Source organism: Porticoccaceae bacterium LTM1 (genome assembly GCA_030252795.1).
Taxonomy (GTDB): domain Bacteria; phylum Pseudomonadota; class Gammaproteobacteria; order Pseudomonadales; family Porticoccaceae; genus SCSIO-12696.
This window is the reverse complement of the sequence record CP127080.1, coordinates 1,139,460-1,159,952: the sequence shown is the minus strand read 5'-3', so window position 1 is coordinate 1,159,952 and position 20,493 is coordinate 1,139,460. Positions and strand designations below refer to the sequence as shown.

The window sequence follows — 20,493 nt, the reverse complement described above, 5'->3', positions numbered from 1 at the left end:
GGGAGCCTGTTACAGGCCCTAATTTAGAAAGTGTTACCCAGTGAGAACTGGAAGGACTCTTCCTCATCCAGATCACTGGCATTAATCGGTTTCGAAATACTGAATGTAATCGGTCCGAAACCACTCAACCAGGTTGCACCAATACCTACGGAATAGCGCAGTTCGCCCAAGTCAGGTGTTTGGCAATTGACTTGTCCTGGTGCAGTCAAAGCGTTCCCCATAGAGTCAACAACTGGTGTTCCATCTGTAAGCAGCAGCGGTCTATCTTCAGAGCATGACGTATCAAAAACGTTCCCGAAATCAAAGAACATGCTGGCCTGAACACTGCTTTGATCCTTGATGAAAGGCAGAGGGAATATTAATTCGGCACTGCCTTCTACCAATACGTTACCACCAAATGGGTCAGTATTATCAGGCGTCAATTCAAAGCCACTAACCTGTACCGGCACTGTACGAGGGCCAAGCGAGTTGTTCTCAAATCCACGTACAGAATTTGGGCCACCGGCATAGAAGTTTTTATAGAACGGCAGTCTTGGTGTATCGCCAAGCCCCTCACCATATCCGAGTTCACTACGTACACGGAAAGACCAGCCATTTAACCACTTGGCAAACCCTCCCAATGGGAAGTATTTCTGCCCGGAATAGGTCAAACGGTAGTAAGCCAGATCATCTACCGACGGGGGGGCCACTTCCATAGAAAAGTATTGCCTGCCACCGGCAGTAGCAAAAATACCGCGGTTCAACGTTGACCGTTCCCAACCCAATGACAGAGTCAACAGGTCGTTTTGATCACCATTTTGGCGAATAAAGTCGAGAATTTCCGGAGACACTGAAGACTCAAACAGGTCGGAGGTATCAAGCTTCAGGTTTTCAAATCCAAACCCATAACTGAGGCGCTCAATATCGGAAAGCGGGTAGCTGAAGTTCACTTTCATACCGGCACTCTCGGTTTCATAGGAAGTGAAGTTCAATTCCGCATAATCACTTTTACGTGCGAATAATGTGAACCCTGCGCTCACACCATCAACCGTAAAATAAGGGTCTTGATAAGTCAGGCTGATGTTATTTTGGTATTTACTGCGATTAAGGCTGATTCCAACCACTTTACCGGTACCAAAGAAGTTGGACTCCTGCAGATTACCACCCAGTGTAAAGCCGGAGTATTGAGAGTAACCAAAAGAGGCGCCAACAGATCCGGATGGCTGCTCTTCCATGGTATAAATCACATCAATCTGGTCATCGGTGCCAGGCACCTCTGGCGTTTCAACTTCTACACCAGGTTTAACAAACTGGGTTCTCTCAAGGCGAATTTTACCGCTCTCAATTCGACCATTGGAGGCAACACCGCCCTCCATCTGACGCATTTCACGTCTCAGTACATTGTCTGCGGTTTTGGTATTGCCACGGAACTCAAGGCGGCGCACATATACGCGTTTGCCCGGTGTGATAAAGAAAGTAACCTTGGCGGTGTTATCTTCATCATTAATTTCCGGCTGGCCGACCACTTCCGCAAATGCGTAGCCGTCATTACCCAATCGGGCAGTGATGTACTCACTGGATGTGGTCATCAGATACTGCGAGAAAGTTTGATTCTCGCGCAGGAAAATCAGGCGACGAACTTCTTCTTCCGGAATTACCAATTCACCGCCAAGTGCCACTTCGCTAACTTTATAAATACCACCCTCATCAACGTTGATGGTGATATACACAGATGCTTTATCCGGGCTAACCGCAACCTGAACAGACTTCACTGTAAAGCGAAGATAACCGCGGTCTTTGTAGAAAGACTCCAGGCGCTCAAGGTCCCCTGAAAGTTTTTCCTGTGCATACTGGTCGTCTTTATAGATCCAGGACAACCAGCCAGTGGTTTTCAATTCGAATTGATCAAGCAGTTCGCTCTCTTCAAACTCTTTGTTACCAACAATATTTACGTGTTTGATCGCGGCTGCAGAGCCTTCATCAATATCCATATAAAGCGCAACACGGTTACGAGGCAGCTTTTCAACCCGCGTTTTCACCGAGGAGCCGTAGCGACCCTGCCCCGCATATTCACTTTGCAGAGACTGTGCTAACCCTTCCAGAACATCCTGTTTGAAGATCTGTCCTTCAGAAAGACCATTGTCTTTGAGTGAATTCAACAAATCTTCGGTTTTAATGGCCTTGTTACCATCAATGTTGATGGAGTCAACCGCTGGACGCTCTGTCAACTTCAGAATCAGTGTGCCGTTCTCTTCAGCCAGGGCTACGTCGTCAAAGTAACCGGTTTTGAACAGTGAGCGCGTCGCCACACGAAGTCCTTCTTCGTCGACTAGATCACCAACACTGATTGGAAAGGAGCTGAAGACAATACCGGCTGAAACCCGCTGCAAACCGTCAATACGGATATCCTTGACTTCGAATACCTTGGCAAAGGCGGCGCTGGACAACACCATCAGCAAAACAAATACATTTAGACGCTTCATAAAGGCCATCATTATCAATTGTTGAATTATTGTTAAAGACGCATCAGGTCATTGTATAGGGCAAATACCATTAAGCCCATAACCAAAAACAGCCCTACTTTATATCCGATCACCTGAACTCTTTCAGATACCGGACTCCCCTTTACAGCCTCTACGATGTAATACATCAGGTGACCACCATCCAGTACCGGAATTGGCAGCAGGTTTAATACACCGAGGCTGACACTGAGCAGAGCGATAAAGCTCAGGAAAGATACCACTCCGCCCTCAGCAGACTGACCAGCAACTTTAGCAATGGTAATGGGGCCGCTCAAGTGTTCGGGCGAAATCAAACCGGTGACCATTTTTTTAAGAGCACCCAGGGTCATCATTGATGTGTCCCAGGTTTTCCCTGCGGCTTTGCTTATTGCTTCCACCGGGCCATAGCTGTAATAGCGGCGTCTTTCTTCAGGCCACTTCAATACTTGATCTGTTACAACCCCCATACCCACTCGGGCTGATTGGGTTCCATCTTCTTCAGTGAAAGACTCTGGAGTAATATCTGCTGTTACATTTTCGCCGTTGCGAGACACGATCAGACTGATTTCCTGATCAGGGCGTAGCTGCAGGTACTCTACCCACTGCACCCAACTGTCCATTGGAATGCCATCGGCACTTATAATGCGGTCACCAACCTGTAACCCGGCACGCTCCGTTGAGCTACCTGATAGAACCTCGCCAACAATCGGCAACAGTTGCGGGTAATCTGGAACCAGCCCAATGGAACGAAGCAGGTTTGGATTTTTACTGTCTACATCCCACTCGCCGAGAGATCCACTCAGGTTCAGTTCTTGTCTGGATCCTTCTGGAGAAACAGTGAATCTGATCGTGTCACTCTCACCAATCCTGAGCACCAATCTCTCTTGCAATTGCTGAAGGGAAGAAATTGATTCACCATCTACTGCAACAATTTCATAGCCCGGCTTGAGGCCAATTCGCTCAGCAATGGACCCGGGCAGTACTTCACCAACAACTGCGGCCACACCGGACACACCGTGAACAAACATCACCCAGTAGGCAACAATGGCTAATAAAAAGTTAGCTACAGGCCCAGCTACCACAATAGCCATACGCTTCCATACCGACTTGCGGTTAAAGGCATACGGCAGATCTTCATCAGCTACATCGTCTTCACGCTCATCCACCATGCGCACATAACCACCCAGTGGCAACCAGGCAACGGCGTACTCGGTACCAAGCTTATCAGTCCAACTGAATATCGGCTTACCGAAACCAATGGAAAAACGAATCACTTTTACGCCACAGCGACGCGCCACCCAGAAGTGGCCAAACTCGTGAAAGCTGACCAAAACACCGAGCGCAATAATCGTGTAGAAAATGGTGTGCAAAAATTCCATAAAGCTTTCCTGACCTACTCCTGCCCGACAATTAACTGCTGAGCCAGCCGACGCGCATTCGCATCGGCTGTTTGGACTTCAGCAAGCCCATTTGGTTCGTTTCGCTGCCAGCCTTGCAACACGCCATCGACAACTTCGGCAATTTGGGTAAACCGAATTCGGTTCTGCAAAAATGCGTCAACTGCAATTTCGTTAGCAGCGTTAAGAGCTGCAGGTACATCCCCGCCAACTTCAGCAGCTTGGCGAGCCAGCTTAAGACAGGGAAATCGCTCCAAACACGGCATTTCAAAATCCAGCCTTGCTGTGGCGATAATATCCAATGAAGCAACACCAGACTCCATGCGCTGAGGCCAGGCCATAGCATGAGCAATAGGTGTGCGCATATCCGGGTTGCCGAGCTGGGCCAGCACCGAGCCGTCCACATACTCCACCATTGAGTGAATAACGCTTTGCGGGTGCAATACCACCTCAATATGCTCATGGCCAACGTTGAACAACCAGCAGGCCTCAATCAGTTCCAACCCCTTATTCATCATGGTGGCAGAATCGACCGAGATTTTTCGCCCCATTGACCAGTTGGGATGGGCACAGGCCTGATCAGGGGTCATCGCGCCCAACTCTTTCAAATCGGTGGTTCGAAATGGGCCGCCTGAGCCAGTCAGTAAAATCTTGCGAACCCCGGCACGTTCTGTATCACGATAGTCCGCAGGCAGGCACTGGAAGATGGCATTGTGTTCGCTGTCGATAGGTAAAAGCTCTGCCCCACCGCGCTTAACAGCCTCCATAAACAGGTCACCTGCCATCACCAGAGACTCTTTATTGGCGAGCAATACCCGCTTGCCTCTTTCAGCAGCCGCCAGGGTTGGGAGCAGACCTGCAGCACCAACAATCGCCGCCATCACCATATCGACTTCCGGATCGGAAGCGACATCGGCCAGTGCCTTATCACCGTGAAGTACTTCGGTTGAAAGATCTGCAACAAGGGCTTTTAGCCGCTCTGCGGCCGCCTCACTGCCAACCACTGCATAACGCGGAACAAACTGGCGACACTGTTCAGCCAGCAGCTCAATACGGCTGTGACCGGTAAGAGCAAACACCTTGTAACGATCGGGGTGACGGGCAACTACATCGAGCGTACTGACGCCGATGGAGCCAGTTGCCCCAAGTACGGTAATTGACTGCATAAACCTACAACACACCCTCAGCGAGGAGAAGATAGAGCAAGGTGAATACCGGGAATGCAGCGGTCATGCCGTCAACCCGATCAAGAATGCCTCCGTGACCTGGCAGCAAGGTGCCGCTGTCTTTTACATCGCGTTGGCGCTTGACCATGCTCTCCAGTAAATCACCCAGCACCGAGGCGCAGGAGGCCACACCTACTATTACTGCCAGCAGCCCCCACAATCTTGCATCCGCACCGAGCGCAAAACCGGTCGCCAACACCAGAAGGCTATTGGCAAACAAACCACCAAAGAAACCCGCCCAGGTTTTACCAGGGCTCACATTTGGAGCCAGCTTGCGACGGCCAAACATACGCCCTGCCACATAGCCACCGGTATCCATCAAAACTACCAGCAACACCACATACAATACGATCAGCGGGCCATACTGAGGCTCACTCATCAACACAGTCATCGCCATCCAGGTAGGAACGAGCACAAACCAGCCCATCAGCGCCTTGACCCACTTGTTACCCCAGAGTACCGCACTGGATGGAAACCCCTGCACCCAAAGCAGTGCAATCGCCCACCAGGTACAGGCACTGGCCAGAAAACGGGTTTGAACTTCCCGGGACGCGCCCGACATCAGGTAGTCGGTCAACCAGAGAATCCCGGCAGTCAACGCCACGTAACCGAGGCGAGTGGATGTACGCTCCAACCCCACCAGGTTGCCCCACTCCCACGAGGCTCCCAAAACTACTAACGCAACCAACAGGCAAAACCAGCCCGCAGGCAACAGGAACAATGCCGACAAAAACAGAGCCACCAACACCAGCGCCGTAATTACTCTTTGCTTAAGCACTCGCGTTCTCCTCAATCTGAGCACTGGTCATACCGAATCGACGCTGACGACCACAAAAGGCTTCTACTGCTTCATTGAAAGCACTGTCGTCAAAGTCCGGCCAGAATACATCGGAAAAAAACAGTTCGGCATATGCCAGATGCCAAAGCAGGAAATTGCTGATTCGCTGTTGGGAAGCGGTACGAATACAGAGGTCTACCGGCGGCAAGTCCGCAAGCGACATCTGTTCGGCGAGCAGCTGTTCATTAATCTGATCACTGCTGAGCTCACCTTTTTCAACTTTTTGGGCAAGTTTTACAGCTGCCTGGGTGATATCCCACTGGCCACCGTAGTCCACTGCCAGCACCAGGGTTTGATTGCCATCTTTAGTCTGCTCTTCCGCCTCCTCAATCAGCTTGCACAGGCGTGAGCTGAAACGCTCGCGGGAGCCGATCACTTTGAGGCGAACACCTTTATCCTTGAGAGGCTTGATCTCTTTCTTCAGGTAGGAAGCAAACAACGACATCAACCCCTGAACCTCCACCGCCGGGCGGCGCCAGTTCTCGCTACTGAATGCGAACAGGGTCAACACATCAATTTGGTGCCGTTTACAGGATTCGAGTACATCACGCACCCGCTCTACACCAGCCTGATGGCCAGCTAGCCCTGCAAGACCGCGCTGTTTGGCCCAGCGGTTGTTACCATCCATGATGATGGCCACATGCCGCAACGGGCAATCACCGGCGCCAGAAACTACCGGGTCTGTCATGCTACCTCCCAAAGGGGACTCATTAATGAGCCCTTACCTGATTCCTTGTATATCAAGGGCCTGCTTAACAGGCCCCAGTTGTGCCGAGTCGACACGGCGGCCTTACATGGCCATCAGGTCTTTTTCTTTTTCTGCCAGCAGTTTGTCGACTTCAGCGACATACTTGTCAGTAATTTTTTGTACGTCGTCCTGAGCGCGACGCTCTTCGTCTTCAGTGATCTCTTTTTCTTTCTGCAGATCTTTAACATCAGACAGAACATCGCGACGAATATTGCGAATTGAAATACGAGCGCCTTCAGCCTCGTTACGCGCCTGCTTGGTATAGCCCTTACGGGTCTCTTCAGTCAGCGGTGGCATCGGGATGCGAATCAGCTCACCGGTAGTTACCGGGTTCAGGCCAAGGTCGGATTTCATGATCGCTTTTTCAATTTCCGGTACCAACTGCTTTTCCCAAACACTGATGCTCAGGGTACGGGCATCCAGAACGGAAACGTTAGCCAGCTGGTTCAACGGAGTGTCGGAACCGTAGTAGGAAACTGAAATACCGTCCAGCAGGCTCGGGTGAGCACGGCCAGTACGAATTTTGGAAAATGCAGTTACCAGCGCGTCGATACTTTTGCCCATGCGCTGTTCAGCGTCTTTTTTAAGATCGTTAATCATCCAGTTATTCCTCTTTTGCCGGACCTTCTTCAATCAATGTGCCTTCGTCACCACCCACTACGATATTCAGCAGAGCACCGGGCTTGGACATGCGGAACACACGCAACGGCATATCCTGCTCACGACACAGGCACACAGCGGTCAAGTCCATAACACCGAGCTTCATCTCGAGAACTTCGTCGTAGGTCAGGTGAGAGTACAATTTCGCATCAGGATTTTTCATCGGGTCGGCATCGAATACGCCGTCCACTTTGGTCGCCTTGAGCACCAACTCGGCATCCACCTCAATACCGCGCAAGCAGGCAGCTGAGTCTGTGGTGAAGAACGGGTTACCTGTGCCGGCAGAGAAGATCACCACCTCACCTTGCTCCAGGTAGCGTATCGCCTTACGGCGATCATAGTGCTCAACAATGCCGCTCATCGGGATAGCTGACATGACTCGAGCAGAAATATTGCTGCGATCCAGGGCGTCACGCATGGCCAGTGCATTCATTACTGTCGCCAGCATACCCATGTGGTCACCGGTGACACGCTCCATGCCGGCGGCGTGCAACGCCTGACCGCGGAACAGGTTACCACCACCAATCACCAGGCCGACCTGAACGCCGATACCCACGAGCTGGCCAATTTCCAGCGCCATACGATCCAGCACTTTCGGATCAATTCCAAAACCCAACTCACCCATCAGCTCTTCACCACTGAGTTTCAGCAGGATTCGCTTGTACTTCTTGTCCTTGGATATCTGGCTATTTGGCATACCATCTCCAACTTGTTGATTCCGATAAATATACGGGAGCCCAAAATTGGGCTCCCGTATTGTACAGACTTTTACTCACTTTTCAGCGAGAAGTCGCCGGAATATTACCGGCGGCCTGAATAACCTTGCAATATTAGGCAGTGGTACCGCGCGCGGCAGCCACTTCAGCAGCGAAGTCAACTTTCTCAACTTCGATACCTTCACCTACTTCAAAGCGGCTGAATGCAACGATCTCGCCACCAGCGTTGGCAATCAGTTTGCCAACAGTCAGCTCAGGATCTTTAACGAACTGCTGCTCAACCAGGCTGTTTTCAGCCAGGAACTTCTTCATACGGCCAACGATCATTTTCTCGATGATCTCGTCCGGCTTGCCAGATTCACGAGCCTGGGCAGTGAAGATCTCTTTCTCTTTCTCAACCAGCTCTTGCGGCATCTCTTCCGGCTTGGCCACTTGCGGGTTAACCGCAGCAACGTGCATAGCAACGTCTTTAGCCACTTCCGGGGTACCGGCAGTCAGGTTTACCAGAACCGCGATGCGGTTGTTACTGTGAACGTAACCGTCAACAACAGCACCTTCAACCAGCTCAACACGACGAACACCGATGTTCTCACCAATCTTCTGAACCAGCGCTTCACGAGCAGATTCCAACTCGCCAGCCATCAGGGCAGCAACGTCGGTTTGCTTGTCAGCGAAAGCTTTTTCAACAACCTGGTTTACGAAGCCCAGGAAGCCTTCGTCGCGGGCAACGAAGTCAGTTTCAGAGTTAACCTCAACCAGAACACCGTAAGAGTTGTCGTCAGCCACTTTAATAGCAACAACACCGTCAGCAGCGGTACGGCCAGCTTTCTTGGCGGCTTTCATACCACTGGATTTGCGCAGTTCTTCAATTGCTACTTCGATATCACCACCGGCTTCAGCCAGTGCCTTTTTACATTCCATCATGCCCAGACCGGTACGGTCGCGCAGTTCTTTCACCATAGAAGCAGAGATAGCTGCCATTGATCTGTCCTCATTCTCAATCGTTTCTCAAACACCGGTCACTGCCGGGGTTTTGAAAAAGGGGCCATTGGCCCCCTCTCGCATACTAGCCACAGACATCTTAGGGAGGGGTTATGACAGCTGTGGGTCGCACAACTGTCACAGCCTCCAGGTCCAGGCCTGGCTTATTCAGCCGCTTGCTCTTGGGCTTCGCCGCCTTCAGCAACTTCAACGAACTCGTCTTTGTTGCTAACGCCACTGTTCTGATTCTTGCCTTCCAGAACAGAGTCAGCAATTGCTGCAGCGTACAGCTTGATAGCGCGGATAGCGTCATCGTTGCCCGGGATAACGAAATCGATACCGTCCGGGTTGCTGTTGGTATCAACAATGCCGATTACCGGAATACCCAGCTTGTTTGCTTCCTGAACAGCGATACGCTCGTGATCAACGTCAACCACAAACAGTACGTCTGGCAAGCCACCCATGTCCTTGATACCACCGATGGAGCGGTCCAGCTTCTCCATCATACGGGTGCGCATCAGGGCTTCTTTCTTGGTCAGCTTTTCAAAAGTACCGTCCTGGCTCTGAGCTTCCAGTTCGCGGAAGCGACGGATAGAACCACGGATAGTTTTGTAGTTGGTCAGCATACCACCCAGCCAGCGGTGACTAACGAAAGGCATGCCACAACGCTCGGCTTGCTCCTGAATAGCTTTCTGGGCAGCGCGCTTGGTGCCAACGAACAGGATCTTGTTGCCGTTGGAAGCCATTTCGCGAACAGATTCCAGAGCGCCATTGAAGGCAGGAACGGTTTGCTCGAGGTTGATGATGTGAATCTTGTTGCGGGCACCGAAGATGTACTTGTCCATTTTCGGGTTCCAGAAGCGGGTCTGGTGACCAAAGTGAACACCAGCCTGCAGCATGTCACGCATGGTAACAGTAGCCATATTTATTTCCTTTGTATTCAGAGAGCTTGTTCCACTGCCGCGAGTGATAGCAAGCGGGCAAGTTCTCTCGGGTTGGGCCTCCACACATCCCACTATCCAACCCCACAACTCTTAAGGCAGAGCAAGGGCACCCAGAACAGCGTGTCGATGTATGTGCGACGTTTAAGTTTAATTGCCCCGTGAGACGAGTCTTCACGAAGCGGCGCGCTTTATACCATATTCGCCGACCAGATACCAGCAGCGCACCATATATACTCCCCTCAAACTCGATAAAGCTCTCGGGGCAGCATAATTAAAGTTGGCGACGTTACTGACCAAACACCAACCAAACCAGTCAAAGTATAGTGAACGGTCCTTCAGAACACGGCTTGCAGGGTTTCCCTTGTGGCACTACACCACCGCCATCAGATAAACTATCGCTTTTGCCTAAACCATCAGGGAACATAATGGCCGTATCCATCAAAACCCCGGAACAGATTGAGAAAATGCGCATCGCTGGCCGTCTGGCCGCCGAAGTACTGGAGATGATTGAAGAGCACGTGGTTGCCGGAGTCACCACTGAAGAGCTGGACCGCATCTGCCACAACTACATCGTTGATGTGCAAAAAGCGATTCCGGCCCCCCTCAACTACAAGGGTTTCCCGAAATCCATCTGCACCTCAATCAACCAGGTGGTTTGTCACGGCATTCCCTCGCCAACCAAAAAGCTCAAGAACGGCGATATCATCAATATCGATATCACCGTGATCAAAGATGGCTGGTTTGGCGACACCAGTAAGATGTTCTGTGTTGGCAAGGCACCAGAGCATGCAACCCGACTGATTAAGGTAACCCAGGAGTGCCTCTACAAAGCCATTGAGATTGTGAAGCCAGGCACCACACTGGGCGACATTGGCCATGTTATTCAACAGCACGCCGAGAATAACCACTACTCAGTGGTACGCGATTTCTGCGGCCACGGCATTGGCGATGTCTTCCACGAGGATCCGCAAGTGGTTCACTACGGTCGACCCGGCACAGGTATGGCACTGAAGGAAGGAATGACCTTTACTATTGAGCCAATGATTAACGCTGGCACCTACCACACCAAAATTAAGCCAGATGGCTGGACTGCTGTAACTCGTGACGGTCGCCTGTCTGCCCAGTGGGAACACACCCTGGCAGTAACCGCGACAGGCGTAGAAGTTCTCACCGCTCGCAAAGAAGAGTCTTTCTGAGGAATCAGGCCACTTACCCCTGGGTAAGTGGCCAACGACTATGACCGAAGCCCTCTCCTTTCCCGATTTTGACCAACTGACCCAAGATGCATCCCAACAGGGTCTTAAAAAAAGTCTGTCGGCTTTTTTGAACAATGCCACCCTGCAGCTGGATAATGCCTTTAGAAATGGCACTCCGATTCGAAAACTGATCCAGGCTCGCGCAAAAATTATTGACCAATTGCTCACAGTCGCCTGGCAGCAACTGGGCTTTGATGAGGAAATCAGTCTCATCGCTGTAGGCGGATATGGTCGCGGCGAACTTCATCCCCAATCGGATATCGACCTGCTTTTACTGCTTTCCGACGCAAACGCAGAAAAATACCAGACGCAAATATCCGAGCTGTTAACACTGCTTTGGGACCTGAAACTCAATGTCGGCCACTCAGTGCGCACACCCCAGCAGTGTGCTGAAATCGCCGCCCATGACATAACCGTCGTTACCAGTTTGATGGAATGCCGAACCCTCTGTGGCAACGAGGATCTCCGCGCACAAATGCTCGAATTAATCGCGCCTGAAAACATCTGGAACGCGGCAGACTTTTTTATTGCCAAACGCGATGAGCAGAGTGCACGTCACAAGCGTCACGGCATCAACGAATACGATCTGGAGCCGAACATCAAGGAGTCCCCGGGTGGGCTGCGCGATATTCACACCATCATCTGGGTCGCCAAGCGCTATTTTCGCGCGGATAGCGTTGCCGAACTGCGTCACAAAGCACTGTTCAGTGACCAGGAATATCGCGATCTTCGCAAAGGCGAAGAGCTGCTGTGGCGAGTGCGATACGGCGCCCACCTTTTGGCCGGACGACCACAGGAAAAATTGCAATTCGATCACCAGCGTGAGCTGGCTGAGTTATTTGGCTACGAGGATAACGATGAGCGCCTGGCGGTAGAGCAATTTATGCAGCACTACTACCGCACCGTAATGCAGCTGCGACTGATTAACGAAGTGTTGATGCGCCACCTGGAGGAAACCATCCTCGGAGGCACCAGCAAAGAACCGATTACCCCTATTAACAAGCAATTACAGTGCCGTGGTCGCTACCTGGAAGTCACTCACAAGAGAGTGTTTCTGGAAAATCCGTCGACGCTACTGGAGATATTTCTCGAATACGGAAAAAACGCTGATGTGGAGGGCATTCGCGCCTCAACCATTCGCTTGATTCACAGCCAATGCGACCTGATCGACGAGAATTTTCGAGCCGACCCAAACAACCGGTCGCTGTTTATGCAGATTTTCCAGCTTACCTACAGGCTCTCTACCACCTTGCAGCGCATGACTCGCTACGGTGTACTCGGAAAATACCTACCGGAGTTCGACAAGATTATCGGGCAGATGCAACACGATCTGTTCCATATTTATCCGGTGGATGTTCACACCCTGCAGGTTCTGAAAAACATTCGCCGACTGGGTCGCACTAATGGCCAGAAAGAATTTCCGATGCCGGCGTCAGTGTTCCAGAAAATGGAACGTAAAGAACTGGTGCTGATTGCAGCGCTCTACCACGACATCGCTAAAGGTCGCGGTGGCTGCCACTCAACTTTGGGGGCCGTGGACATTCGCAATTTTGCAGAGCATCACGGATTCACAAAACGGGAAGTAAACCTGCTGGCCTGGCTTGTCCAGAATCATTTATTGATGTCGCAAACCTCGCAAAAACAGGACCTGACTGACCCGGAGGTCATCAACAAATTTGCCGTCAAGGTTCAGGATATGCAGCATCTGGACATGCTCTATGTTCTCACCGTTGCAGACATCAATGCCACCAACCCGAGCCTTTGGAACAGCTGGAAAGCCAGCCTGATGAACCAGCTCTACCTGGAAGCCAGCAAGGCTTTTGCCCGCGGCCTGGAAAACCCTGCAGATCGAAAACAACGCATAAAAGAAACACGCGAGGAAGCCCTCGACATTCTTGCGGCGCGGGGTTTTACCCCCAAAGAAGTGTTTGCACTCTGGAGCAATCTGGGTGACGACTATTTCCTGCGGGAAAGTGCCATTGATATTGCCTGGCACACCGAGGCCATCGACGAATACAACAGCGATCAACCACTGATCCTGATTCGATCAAACGAAAGTAATGCTGCAGAGGGTGTGACCCAAATATTTATTCGCACCCTCGATAGGGATCATACTTTTGCAGCTATTGCAGCCGCTCTCGATCAGGTGCACTTAAGCATTCACGACGCCAGGCTTTACACATCCGCCGGTGGTTACACTCTCGACACATTTTACGTGCTGGATCACAACGACCAGCCCATTGGTCACGATGAAGCACGGTTTCGCCTTATTCGCGAAACCATAAATAAAGAACTGGATTTGCGAGACAATTACTCGGATATTGTTCAGCGCCGTACGCCGCGCCAACTAAAACACTTCCCGATTGCAACCAGCACTCGGCTCAGCCACAACCTGGAGCGTGGCCACAGCATTTTGGAAGTAACCACCGCAGACCGCGCCGGTCTACTTGCCAGTATCGGGCGTATCTTTGTGGAGTTTGGTATTCGCGTGCAGAATGCCCGCATTGCCACCTTGGGCGAGCGCGTTGAAGATATCTTTTTTATTACGGACCAAAGCGGCTCTCCACTTATTAATGAAGAACTGGCAGAAAGCCTGCAACAACAGATTCGCCAGCGTATTGACCAGCATATTTGACGGATAACAACCTACATGAATCCAGATCTTCAAAAGCTACAAGCTTACCCATTTGAACGCCTTGCCGAACTCAAAGAAGGCGTAACACCCCCTGCCGATCGCAATCACATCGCCCTCTCCATTGGCGAACCAAAGCACGCCGCACCAAAACTGGCGACCGATGCACTGATCGCGTCAATGGACGGCCTCTCGGGTTACCCCGCTACCAAAGGCTTACCGGAGCTGCGTAAAACCATTTCTGAATGGCTGACCAAACGCTTTTTATTGGTGGACAACGCAATTGATCCTGAGACTCAGGTTCTGCCCGTAAACGGAACCCGCGAGGCACTGTTTGCCTTTGCTCACGAAGTCATTGATCGCTCTAAGCCAAATCCTCTGGTCGTGATGCCCAATCCGTTTTACCAGATTTACGAAGGTGCTTCGTTACTGTCGGGAGCGGAACCCTACTTCATGAACTGCGAACAGGAAAATGGGTTCATCCCCAAAATTGATACAGTTCCCGACGAAGTATGGCAGCGGTGTCAATTACTCTATTTGTGCAGCCCAGGAAATCCAACTGGCGCCGTTACTTCAAGCGAACAGTTCAAAGCCGTAATTGAACTAGCAGATAAATACGATTTTATTATTGCCAGTGATGAGTGTTACTCGGAAATTTACCTAGACGAAAACAGGCCTCCAGTCGGATTACTGCAAGCCTGCGCTGAAATTGGCAGAACAGATTTTAAACGCTGCGTTATTTTCCAGAGCCTGTCCAAACGCTCTAACCTGCCGGGCCTTCGCTCCGGCTTTGTCGCCGGCGATGCCGAAATCATTCAGTCATTCCTGCAATATCGAACTTACCACGGTTGCGCCATGCCACTGCCAACGCAGCATGCCAGCATTGCCGCCTGGCAGGACGAAACGCACGTGGTGGAAAACAGACAGCTCTATCGTGAAAAATTTGCTGCAGTTGTGCCAATTCTGGCAGAGAAATTACCCGCAGAAAGCCCCGAAGCGAGCTTCTTTATCTGGTTGAAGACACCTATCGATGACCAACTATTTGCACGCGAGTTATTTGCCGCCGAAAACGTAACCGTTCTGCCCGGCTCATATCTCGCTCGCGACACCCAAACCGGAAACCCCGGTAAAAACAGAGTTCGAATTGCGCTCGTTGCCCCACTGGAAGAATGTGTCGATGCCGCCAGACGAATTGCCCGTTTTGCAGAGACTCTGGAGAGGTAATTCGTGCTAAAAAAGGAACGCGTAGACTTTATCCACCGCAAACTGGATGAGCTTTATCCTGAACAGCCTGTGCCGCTGGACCATACGGATGCCTACACCTTACTGGTAGCAGTACTACTCTCTGCCCAGTGTACTGACGAGCGAGTAAACCAGGTGACGCCGCACCTCTTTGCCCTCGCAGACAACCCTCACGATATGGCGAATGTACCCGTTGAGAAAATTTACGAAGTGATTCGCCCCTGTGGACTGGCCCCGCAAAAATCCAAAGCCATTTCGAAACTTTCAGAAATTCTGGTGGAGAAATATCAAGGCGAAGTTCCTGCCGACATGGACGAGCTGGAAAAACTGCCGGGCGTCGGCCACAAAACTGCCAGCGTAGTCATGGCACAGGCGTTTGACGTTCCGGCATTCCCGGTGGATACCCACATCCATCGACTGGCACAACGCTGGGGGCTGACCAACGGCAAGAATGTCGTTCAAACCGAAAAAGATTTGAAACGATTATTTCCAGAGGCAAGCTGGAACGCCCTTCACTTGCAGATAATTTTTTACGGACGGGAATTTTGCACCGCGAGAGGCTGTGATGGCACCGTATGCGAAATCTGCAAAACCTGTTATCCCAACCGCAAGAAACCGAAAAAGATCCAAAAACCCTGACGCTTATTGATTTAACCCGAACTGAAAGGTAACTCTTCGAGAAATAGTTTCGGGCGCGATGAAAACAGTCTCAGGCCAAGCACCCTGGCCCGCTGGCGAAGCTGGCGGCTCCGCTTGGCCGAAGCCACAATCAATTGAGTCGGAAGATGTCGCTGCTCAAAGTGGCGCCTCAACCATGCGGTCAGCACCACACAATCGTGATCATCACCCAGCACAATTGAGAGCTCTTTGAGGGATTGAATACGATCCGTTATATCACAATCAATCAGCCCTGAAATCATCTGCAGCTGGTATAAGTGATACTTCACATGCTTCCGCCAACTGTGCATTTCATCACTTGCACCATTTTCCGAACAGCGTTTAAACCGCTTGTAGCACTGTTTGTAAGTTGAGCGCATCCCGGTAAGCAGCTGCTCAGGGCCCTGAATCTCGTCCATGGCAATTTCAAGAGCTTTTTCCTGATTGCTCAACTGCCTGGCCACATGATGGCAAATCCTTGGCAACTCATCAGTGAGCTTAGGGGAAGAGCACAACTCAGCCAGCATTCGCTCGATCAACTCCGCGGCAGCAATCATTCCTTCATTATCCGCGAGCGAAGGGTCGTCTTGGCATAGTTTGTCGAGTGTTTCCGCAATCGCCTGAACATCTCGGGATGGCGCCAACTCCCAAGCCAACTCACGAACTACACGATTCTGACGCTTGTATTGACGCTTATTGATTGGACGCAGTAACTGCAACAATGCACGTAGACGCTTCAGTGCTATGCGCGCTTCGTGAATACCGAGATGCTGAGCACGATCGACAGACATCAACTGCTCAACCGCTGAAGCCACCTGTTCGGCCAGGGCGTGGGTTAATGTTTTATTTATAATTTCGTCAACTTTAATAGTTTGGGACATTTGAGTTTTGTATTTTCAGACTCATTTATATGGCCCGACTACTATTCACCACTTACAAGACACGGTTCGAGATTGTCCCTATCCCGCTTTGGGTAGTCGTATTCTTCCAGAACAGCCATACCGGCACCGGCATCTCGCCAGCTGTTTACTTTCATTCCCAGGGTGACAATACCGCACGTGGGAATATTTCCAATGTGGGTAAGCGCCAGGAAGTTGGTCAAATCGGTTACCGCCGGATTGTGACAAACCATGGCTACACGCTGCAGGCTATCATCAAGGCTGCGCACCCAACAAAGCAGCTCTTCGTAGTTAAAGGTATATAGACTTGATATAACCTCAATTGTGAGTCGCCGGTCATCAAGCTGCTCCACAATCATCTCGGCGGTTGTTCGTGACCGCAATGCCGGGCTGGCGTAAAAACGATCAATCTCCACCCCAGATTCACGCAAACGCTCACCCATCATTGGCGCATTGGCAAAACCACGCTTATTGAGCGGCCGTTCGATATCAGGCAGACTCTCGTCTTTCCAACTCGATTTGGCATGACGTATCAGTAAAAGCTCTTTCATTGCCAACTACTCCCTGCCAAGTTTCATAGATGTACCGGGGCCCATGCCCGCTATGCTAGCCTAGACTCTATGACAGCAGCATGACCACCTGTCTCTCAGACAGCCCCTCTCTTCCGACAAAAATCTCCCATTGCCCCCCTACAGACAAAATAGTTATCCACCATTTCTGTGGATAACTTTGTGCATTACATTTTAAAAACTGCTCCGACGCCTTTAATTTCGTAGCCCCCCAGCAAAATGCCTACTTTTCAGCCAAATATTTTTTTCATATTTTTCAATTAGTTACGAATCTTCAAAGGTAAAATCAATAACTTAGGAGATATTCAAATAAACCACTTGAAAACATCAAATCAACTGTGGACAAAGAACTTAAAGTAGTTTCGCAAGAGATGTCTTTTTGGAATTTTTCAAGAGATTTTTTTGTATCTAACGCAGAAATCAGAACAATTTCGCCCCCGATTGTGCTTTATGCAGCCCCCAAACAATCAAAATGACAAAACAAATTGCCAACTTGACAGGTTTTAAACAGATTTATTACCGAATTAACCAAAAATTACGGCTTATCGTAGGCTACCTGTGTAAATGCTGGTTGATTTTGCTATCCTACCGCGCCTTACGCAGATCGACACGGAGCAGCTCCCCAGTGACGACTATTTACGGCATTAAAAATTGCGATACCGTCAAAAAGGCCCGCAAATGGCTTGACCAAAATGGTATTGAAGCCCACTTTCACGACTTCCGCGACGACGGCCTGACCAAAGAACAAGTTGAGATGTGGACCAAACAAGTAGGCTGGGAAGTATTACTGAACAAACGCAGCACGACCTGGAAGCAACTCGACAGTACAGTTCGTGAACAGATCGATCAAAACTCTGCTATCGCAGCCATACTAGAGCACCCAACCCTTATCAAACGGCCCGTGCTGGAAGCTCAAGGTGAACTTCTGGTTGGCTTTAAAGCCGAACAGTACAGTTCTCTGTTCGGTTAATCATTAAGACTTCAGGATCATTTAGAAATGACAACTCTCTATAGTTTCGGCATCGGTGTCGGCACACGTAACAGCAATGGTGAATGGCTGGAAGTATTCTTTGCTAGCCCAGTACTTAACGCGTCTGAATCTATTTCCTCAGCTCTGGAAGCCACCCTCAATTACCAGGGCGGCAATCAATCCATCGCCGTGGATTCAACAGAGTTGAAAGCACTGGCTACGGCACTGCGCGAGGCAGGCGAAAACAGCCAGGCTGACCTCGCCGAAAGCCTGATCGACAGCATCCGCCCTCTGGTAGTTGTCGCACTGGAATCCGATAGCGCTCCGCAAACAGTTGCCGAGGGTTACCTGAAACTGCACCTGCTGTCCCACCGCCTGGTTAAGCCTCATGGCACCGATTTGAGCGGTGTATTTGGCGTATTGCCAAACGTTGCCTGGACCAACGAAGGTGCGATTGACTTACGTGAACTGGAACAGCGCCAATTGCAGGCCCGCCTGAATGGCAAGACCCTCACCGTAGAGTGCGTCGATAAATTCCCGAAAATGACCGATTACGTAGTTCCCGCCGGAGTACGTATCGCCGACACATCACGAGTGCGTTTGGGTGCTTACGTAGGTGAAGGCACAACGGTAATGCACGAAGGCTTTATCAACTTTAATGCCGGCACCGAAGGCCCAAACATGATCGAAGGTCGAATCTCCGCTGGTGTATTTGTAGGTGCTGGCTCAGACCTCGGTGGCGGCTGCTCCACCATGGGCACACTCTCTGGCGGCGGTAACATTGTTATCAGCGTCGGAAAAGAGTCTCTGCTGGGTGCCAATGCCGGTATCGGTATTCCCCTTGGTGATCGATGCACCGTTGAAGCCGGCCTGTACATTACCGCCGGCACCAAAATAGTTATGCTTGATGACAACCGCGAGATAATTGGTGAAGCCAAAGCTCGTGACCTGGCTGGTAAAAATGACCTGCTGTTCCGTCGTAACTCACTGACTGGTGCTACCGAGTGTCTGACCAATCGCACCGCCATTGAGCTGAACGACGAGTTGCACAGCAATAATTAACAGTCAGCCAACCCTTCCAGTACCTGTCATCCTGAGCGCAGCGAAAGATCTCACTGCTACAAGTTAATTGAGATCCTTCGCTGCGCTCAGGATGACACACTTTCCCAAAGTAACGAGTAAGCCCCCCCGGTAATTCGTTAGTACCCATACGGTCTACCAGACCTCAAAGTAGCTATTTCCCTTGCCTGACAGGATGCGACGATTTGTCAGTATTATGAGGAGTAGCCTGTCAGGCAAGGGAAATAGCGGGTCCACTATTCGCACAACCAAATAAAGTGAATAGTCACCCAATGTCACTAGACCAAGATTGTCGCCCTCCCTTCGCTCAGAATGACAGCACCAACCACGTAGCGCGGTATATCGCTCCCGTATTTCGTTAACACTTTATACGGGCTACCAGCCCTCAAAGTAGCTCTTACCCTGGCCTGACAGGTCGCTACGATTTGTCAGTATTATGAGGAGTGGCCTGTCAGGCCAGGGAAAGAGCGGGCCTGCTAATCAAAACAAGAGAATGTCACCTTCGATATTCAATCAGCTTATTTTAATTTTCTATCGACCCAACAAATCTTATCAATTTCACGTTCCTCAGCTCCTCTTCTACACTATTCAACACTATTGGCAAAAACCAAGGAGCTAGAAAAATGCCTATTGAACAGCAGGTAAATATCGGGATCGATAACGCCGCACGTGAACAGATCGCCAATGGTGTCAGCAAAGTGCTGGCCGATAGCTACACCCTCTACCTGATGACCCACAACTTTCACTGGAATGTGACAGGACCCCACTTCCGTGACCTGCACCTGCTTTTTGAAGAGCAGTACACCGAGCTGGCTACTGCAGTTGACGAAATTGCCGAGAGAATTCGCACCCTCGGCTACCCGGCCCCAGGTACCTACAAACAATACGTAGCCCTGAGCAGCATTCAGGAAATTGATGGAATCCCGGCCGCATTTGATATGGTTCGACACCTTGCCGAAGCTAATGAAGCCGTTGTACGCAGCTGTCGCGTTGTGATTACCGTCGCACAAGAAGCCAACGATGAATCTACCGCTGCCCTGCTGGGTGACCGCATGCGCCTGCACGAGAAAAACGCCTGGCTGCTGCGCTCACTGTTGTAACCTTAATTGTCCCCGGGAAGTGTTTATTACTTCCCAAGCAACAACCTTAGCCCGATATTTTTCGGGCTTTTTTTCGCCCGTTCAGTAAAATAACGACT

The 20,493-nt window shown here is 50.7% G+C and carries 18 protein-coding genes; 7 read left to right on the top strand and 11 right to left on the bottom strand.

Annotation, left to right across the window (positions count from 1 at the left end):
• Positions 1-23 precede the first annotated feature (23 nt).
• The 9 genes from bamA to rpsB form a co-directional block, all read right to left on the bottom strand.
• Positions 24-2,462: an outer membrane protein assembly factor BamA gene (bamA, locus tag QP938_05090; protein WIO75288.1), complete on the bottom strand. Its 2,439-nt coding sequence runs from the start codon at positions 2,460-2,462 to the stop codon at positions 24-26.
• A 32-nt stretch (positions 2,463-2,494) separates the two neighbouring features.
• Positions 2,495-3,859: a sigma E protease regulator RseP gene (gene rseP, locus QP938_05085; GenBank protein WIO75287.1), complete on the bottom strand. Its 1,365-nt coding sequence runs from the start codon at positions 3,857-3,859 to the stop codon at positions 2,495-2,497.
• A 14-nt stretch (positions 3,860-3,873) separates the two neighbouring features.
• Complete coding sequence (gene ispC, locus QP938_05080) at positions 3,874-5,043, bottom strand: 1-deoxy-D-xylulose-5-phosphate reductoisomerase (protein WIO75286.1); 1,170 nt, start codon at positions 5,041-5,043, stop codon at positions 3,874-3,876.
• Between the two features lie 4 nt (positions 5,044-5,047).
• Positions 5,048-5,881, bottom strand: coding sequence for a phosphatidate cytidylyltransferase (locus QP938_05075; GenBank protein ID WIO75285.1), 834 nt, complete (start codon positions 5,879-5,881; stop codon positions 5,048-5,050).
• Positions 5,874-6,629: a polyprenyl diphosphate synthase gene (gene uppS / locus QP938_05070; protein ID WIO75284.1), complete on the bottom strand. Its 756-nt coding sequence runs from the start codon at positions 6,627-6,629 to the stop codon at positions 5,874-5,876. Before uppS ends, QP938_05075 begins: the two co-directional genes overlap by 8 nt.
• 102 nt (positions 6,630-6,731) lie before the next feature.
• On the bottom strand, positions 6,732-7,289 hold the full coding sequence (gene frr, locus QP938_05065; protein ID WIO75283.1) for a ribosome recycling factor: 558 nt from the start codon (positions 7,287-7,289) through the stop codon (positions 6,732-6,734).
• A 4-nt stretch (positions 7,290-7,293) separates the two neighbouring features.
• On the bottom strand, positions 7,294-8,046 hold the full coding sequence (gene pyrH / locus QP938_05060) for a UMP kinase (GenBank protein WIO75282.1): 753 nt from the start codon (positions 8,044-8,046) through the stop codon (positions 7,294-7,296).
• A 133-nt stretch (positions 8,047-8,179) separates the two neighbouring features.
• On the bottom strand, positions 8,180-9,046 hold the full coding sequence (tsf, locus tag QP938_05055) for a translation elongation factor Ts (GenBank protein WIO75281.1): 867 nt from the start codon (positions 9,044-9,046) through the stop codon (positions 8,180-8,182).
• 164 nt (positions 9,047-9,210) lie between these two features.
• Entirely contained in the window at positions 9,211-9,969 is a 759-nt protein-coding gene (gene rpsB, locus QP938_05050) for a 30S ribosomal protein S2 (GenBank protein ID WIO75280.1), read from the bottom strand.
• Positions 9,970-10,415: 446 nt separating this feature from the next.
• Here rpsB and map point away from each other — a divergent pair, with 446 nt between their 5' ends.
• From map to nth, 4 genes are read left to right on the top strand one after another with little or no spacing between them, the layout of a single operon-like run.
• Positions 10,416-11,186, top strand: coding sequence for a type I methionyl aminopeptidase (gene map, locus QP938_05045; GenBank protein WIO75279.1), 771 nt, complete (start codon positions 10,416-10,418; stop codon positions 11,184-11,186).
• A 40-nt stretch (positions 11,187-11,226) separates the two neighbouring features.
• Positions 11,227-13,881, top strand: a complete 2,655-nt coding sequence (gene glnD, locus QP938_05040; protein WIO75278.1) for a [protein-PII] uridylyltransferase — start codon at positions 11,227-11,229, stop codon at positions 13,879-13,881.
• Between the two features lie 15 nt (positions 13,882-13,896).
• On the top strand, positions 13,897-15,102 hold the full coding sequence (dapC, locus tag QP938_05035; protein WIO75277.1) for a succinyldiaminopimelate transaminase: 1,206 nt from the start codon (positions 13,897-13,899) through the stop codon (positions 15,100-15,102).
• 3 nt (positions 15,103-15,105) lie between these two features.
• Positions 15,106-15,759, top strand: a complete 654-nt coding sequence (nth, locus tag QP938_05030; GenBank protein WIO75276.1) for an endonuclease III — start codon at positions 15,106-15,108, stop codon at positions 15,757-15,759.
• Between the two features lie 11 nt (positions 15,760-15,770).
• Here nth and QP938_05025 read toward each other — a convergent pair whose 3' ends face one another.
• Both QP938_05025 and QP938_05020 read right to left on the bottom strand, forming a co-directional pair.
• Positions 15,771-16,658, bottom strand: coding sequence for a CHAD domain-containing protein (locus tag QP938_05025; GenBank protein ID WIO75275.1), 888 nt, complete (start codon positions 16,656-16,658; stop codon positions 15,771-15,773).
• 41 nt (positions 16,659-16,699) lie between these two features.
• On the bottom strand, positions 16,700-17,227 hold the full coding sequence (locus QP938_05020) for a histidine phosphatase family protein (protein WIO75274.1): 528 nt from the start codon (positions 17,225-17,227) through the stop codon (positions 16,700-16,702).
• A 643-nt stretch (positions 17,228-17,870) separates the two neighbouring features.
• Here QP938_05020 and QP938_05015 point away from each other — a divergent pair.
• The 3 genes from QP938_05015 to QP938_05005 all read left to right on the top strand — a co-directional run bounded on the left by QP938_05015 (position 17,871) and on the right by QP938_05005 (position 20,395).
• Positions 17,871-18,215, top strand: coding sequence for an ArsC family reductase (locus tag QP938_05015; GenBank protein ID WIO75273.1), 345 nt, complete (start codon positions 17,871-17,873; stop codon positions 18,213-18,215).
• Between the two features lie 27 nt (positions 18,216-18,242).
• The gene (gene dapD / locus QP938_05010) at positions 18,243-19,277 is read left to right on the top strand and encodes a 2,3,4,5-tetrahydropyridine-2,6-dicarboxylate N-succinyltransferase (protein ID WIO75272.1); all 1,035 of its coding nucleotides are present in this window, start codon (positions 18,243-18,245) and stop codon (positions 19,275-19,277) included.
• A 641-nt stretch (positions 19,278-19,918) separates the two neighbouring features.
• Positions 19,919-20,395 carry a Dps family protein gene (locus QP938_05005; protein ID WIO75271.1) on the top strand — a complete coding sequence of 159 codons (477 nt, stop codon included), beginning with the start codon at positions 19,919-19,921 and terminating at the stop codon, positions 20,393-20,395.
• The last annotated feature ends 98 nt before the right edge of the window (positions 20,396-20,493 follow it).

Coding starts and splice junctions, on each gene's coding strand:
- glnD (WIO75278.1), top strand. CDS start 11,227: ATGACCGAAGCCCTCTCCTTTCCCGATTTTGACCAACTGACCCAAGAT.
- QP938_05025 (WIO75275.1), bottom strand. CDS start 16,658: ATGTCCCAAACTATTAAAGTTGACGAAATTATAAATAAAACATTAACC.
- QP938_05020 (WIO75274.1), bottom strand. CDS start 17,227: ATGAAAGAGCTTTTACTGATACGTCATGCCAAATCGAGTTGGAAAGAC.
- rseP (WIO75287.1), bottom strand. CDS start 3,859: ATGGAATTTTTGCACACCATTTTCTACACGATTATTGCGCTCGGTGTT.
- frr (WIO75283.1), bottom strand. CDS start 7,289: ATGATTAACGATCTTAAAAAAGACGCTGAACAGCGCATGGGCAAAAGT.
- dapC (WIO75277.1), top strand. CDS start 13,897: ATGAATCCAGATCTTCAAAAGCTACAAGCTTACCCATTTGAACGCCTT.
- tsf (WIO75281.1), bottom strand. CDS start 9,046: ATGGCAGCTATCTCTGCTTCTATGGTGAAAGAACTGCGCGACCGTACC.
- pyrH (WIO75282.1), bottom strand. CDS start 8,046: ATGCCAAATAGCCAGATATCCAAGGACAAGAAGTACAAGCGAATCCTG.
- uppS (WIO75284.1), bottom strand. CDS start 6,629: ATGACAGACCCGGTAGTTTCTGGCGCCGGTGATTGCCCGTTGCGGCAT.
- rpsB (WIO75280.1), bottom strand. CDS start 9,969: ATGGCTACTGTTACCATGCGTGACATGCTGCAGGCTGGTGTTCACTTT.
- bamA (WIO75288.1), bottom strand. CDS start 2,462: ATGAAGCGTCTAAATGTATTTGTTTTGCTGATGGTGTTGTCCAGCGCC.
- map (WIO75279.1), top strand. CDS start 10,416: ATGGCCGTATCCATCAAAACCCCGGAACAGATTGAGAAAATGCGCATC.
- ispC (WIO75286.1), bottom strand. CDS start 5,043: ATGCAGTCAATTACCGTACTTGGGGCAACTGGCTCCATCGGCGTCAGT.
- QP938_05005 (WIO75271.1), top strand. CDS start 19,919: ATGCCTATTGAACAGCAGGTAAATATCGGGATCGATAACGCCGCACGT.
- dapD (WIO75272.1), top strand. CDS start 18,243: ATGACAACTCTCTATAGTTTCGGCATCGGTGTCGGCACACGTAACAGC.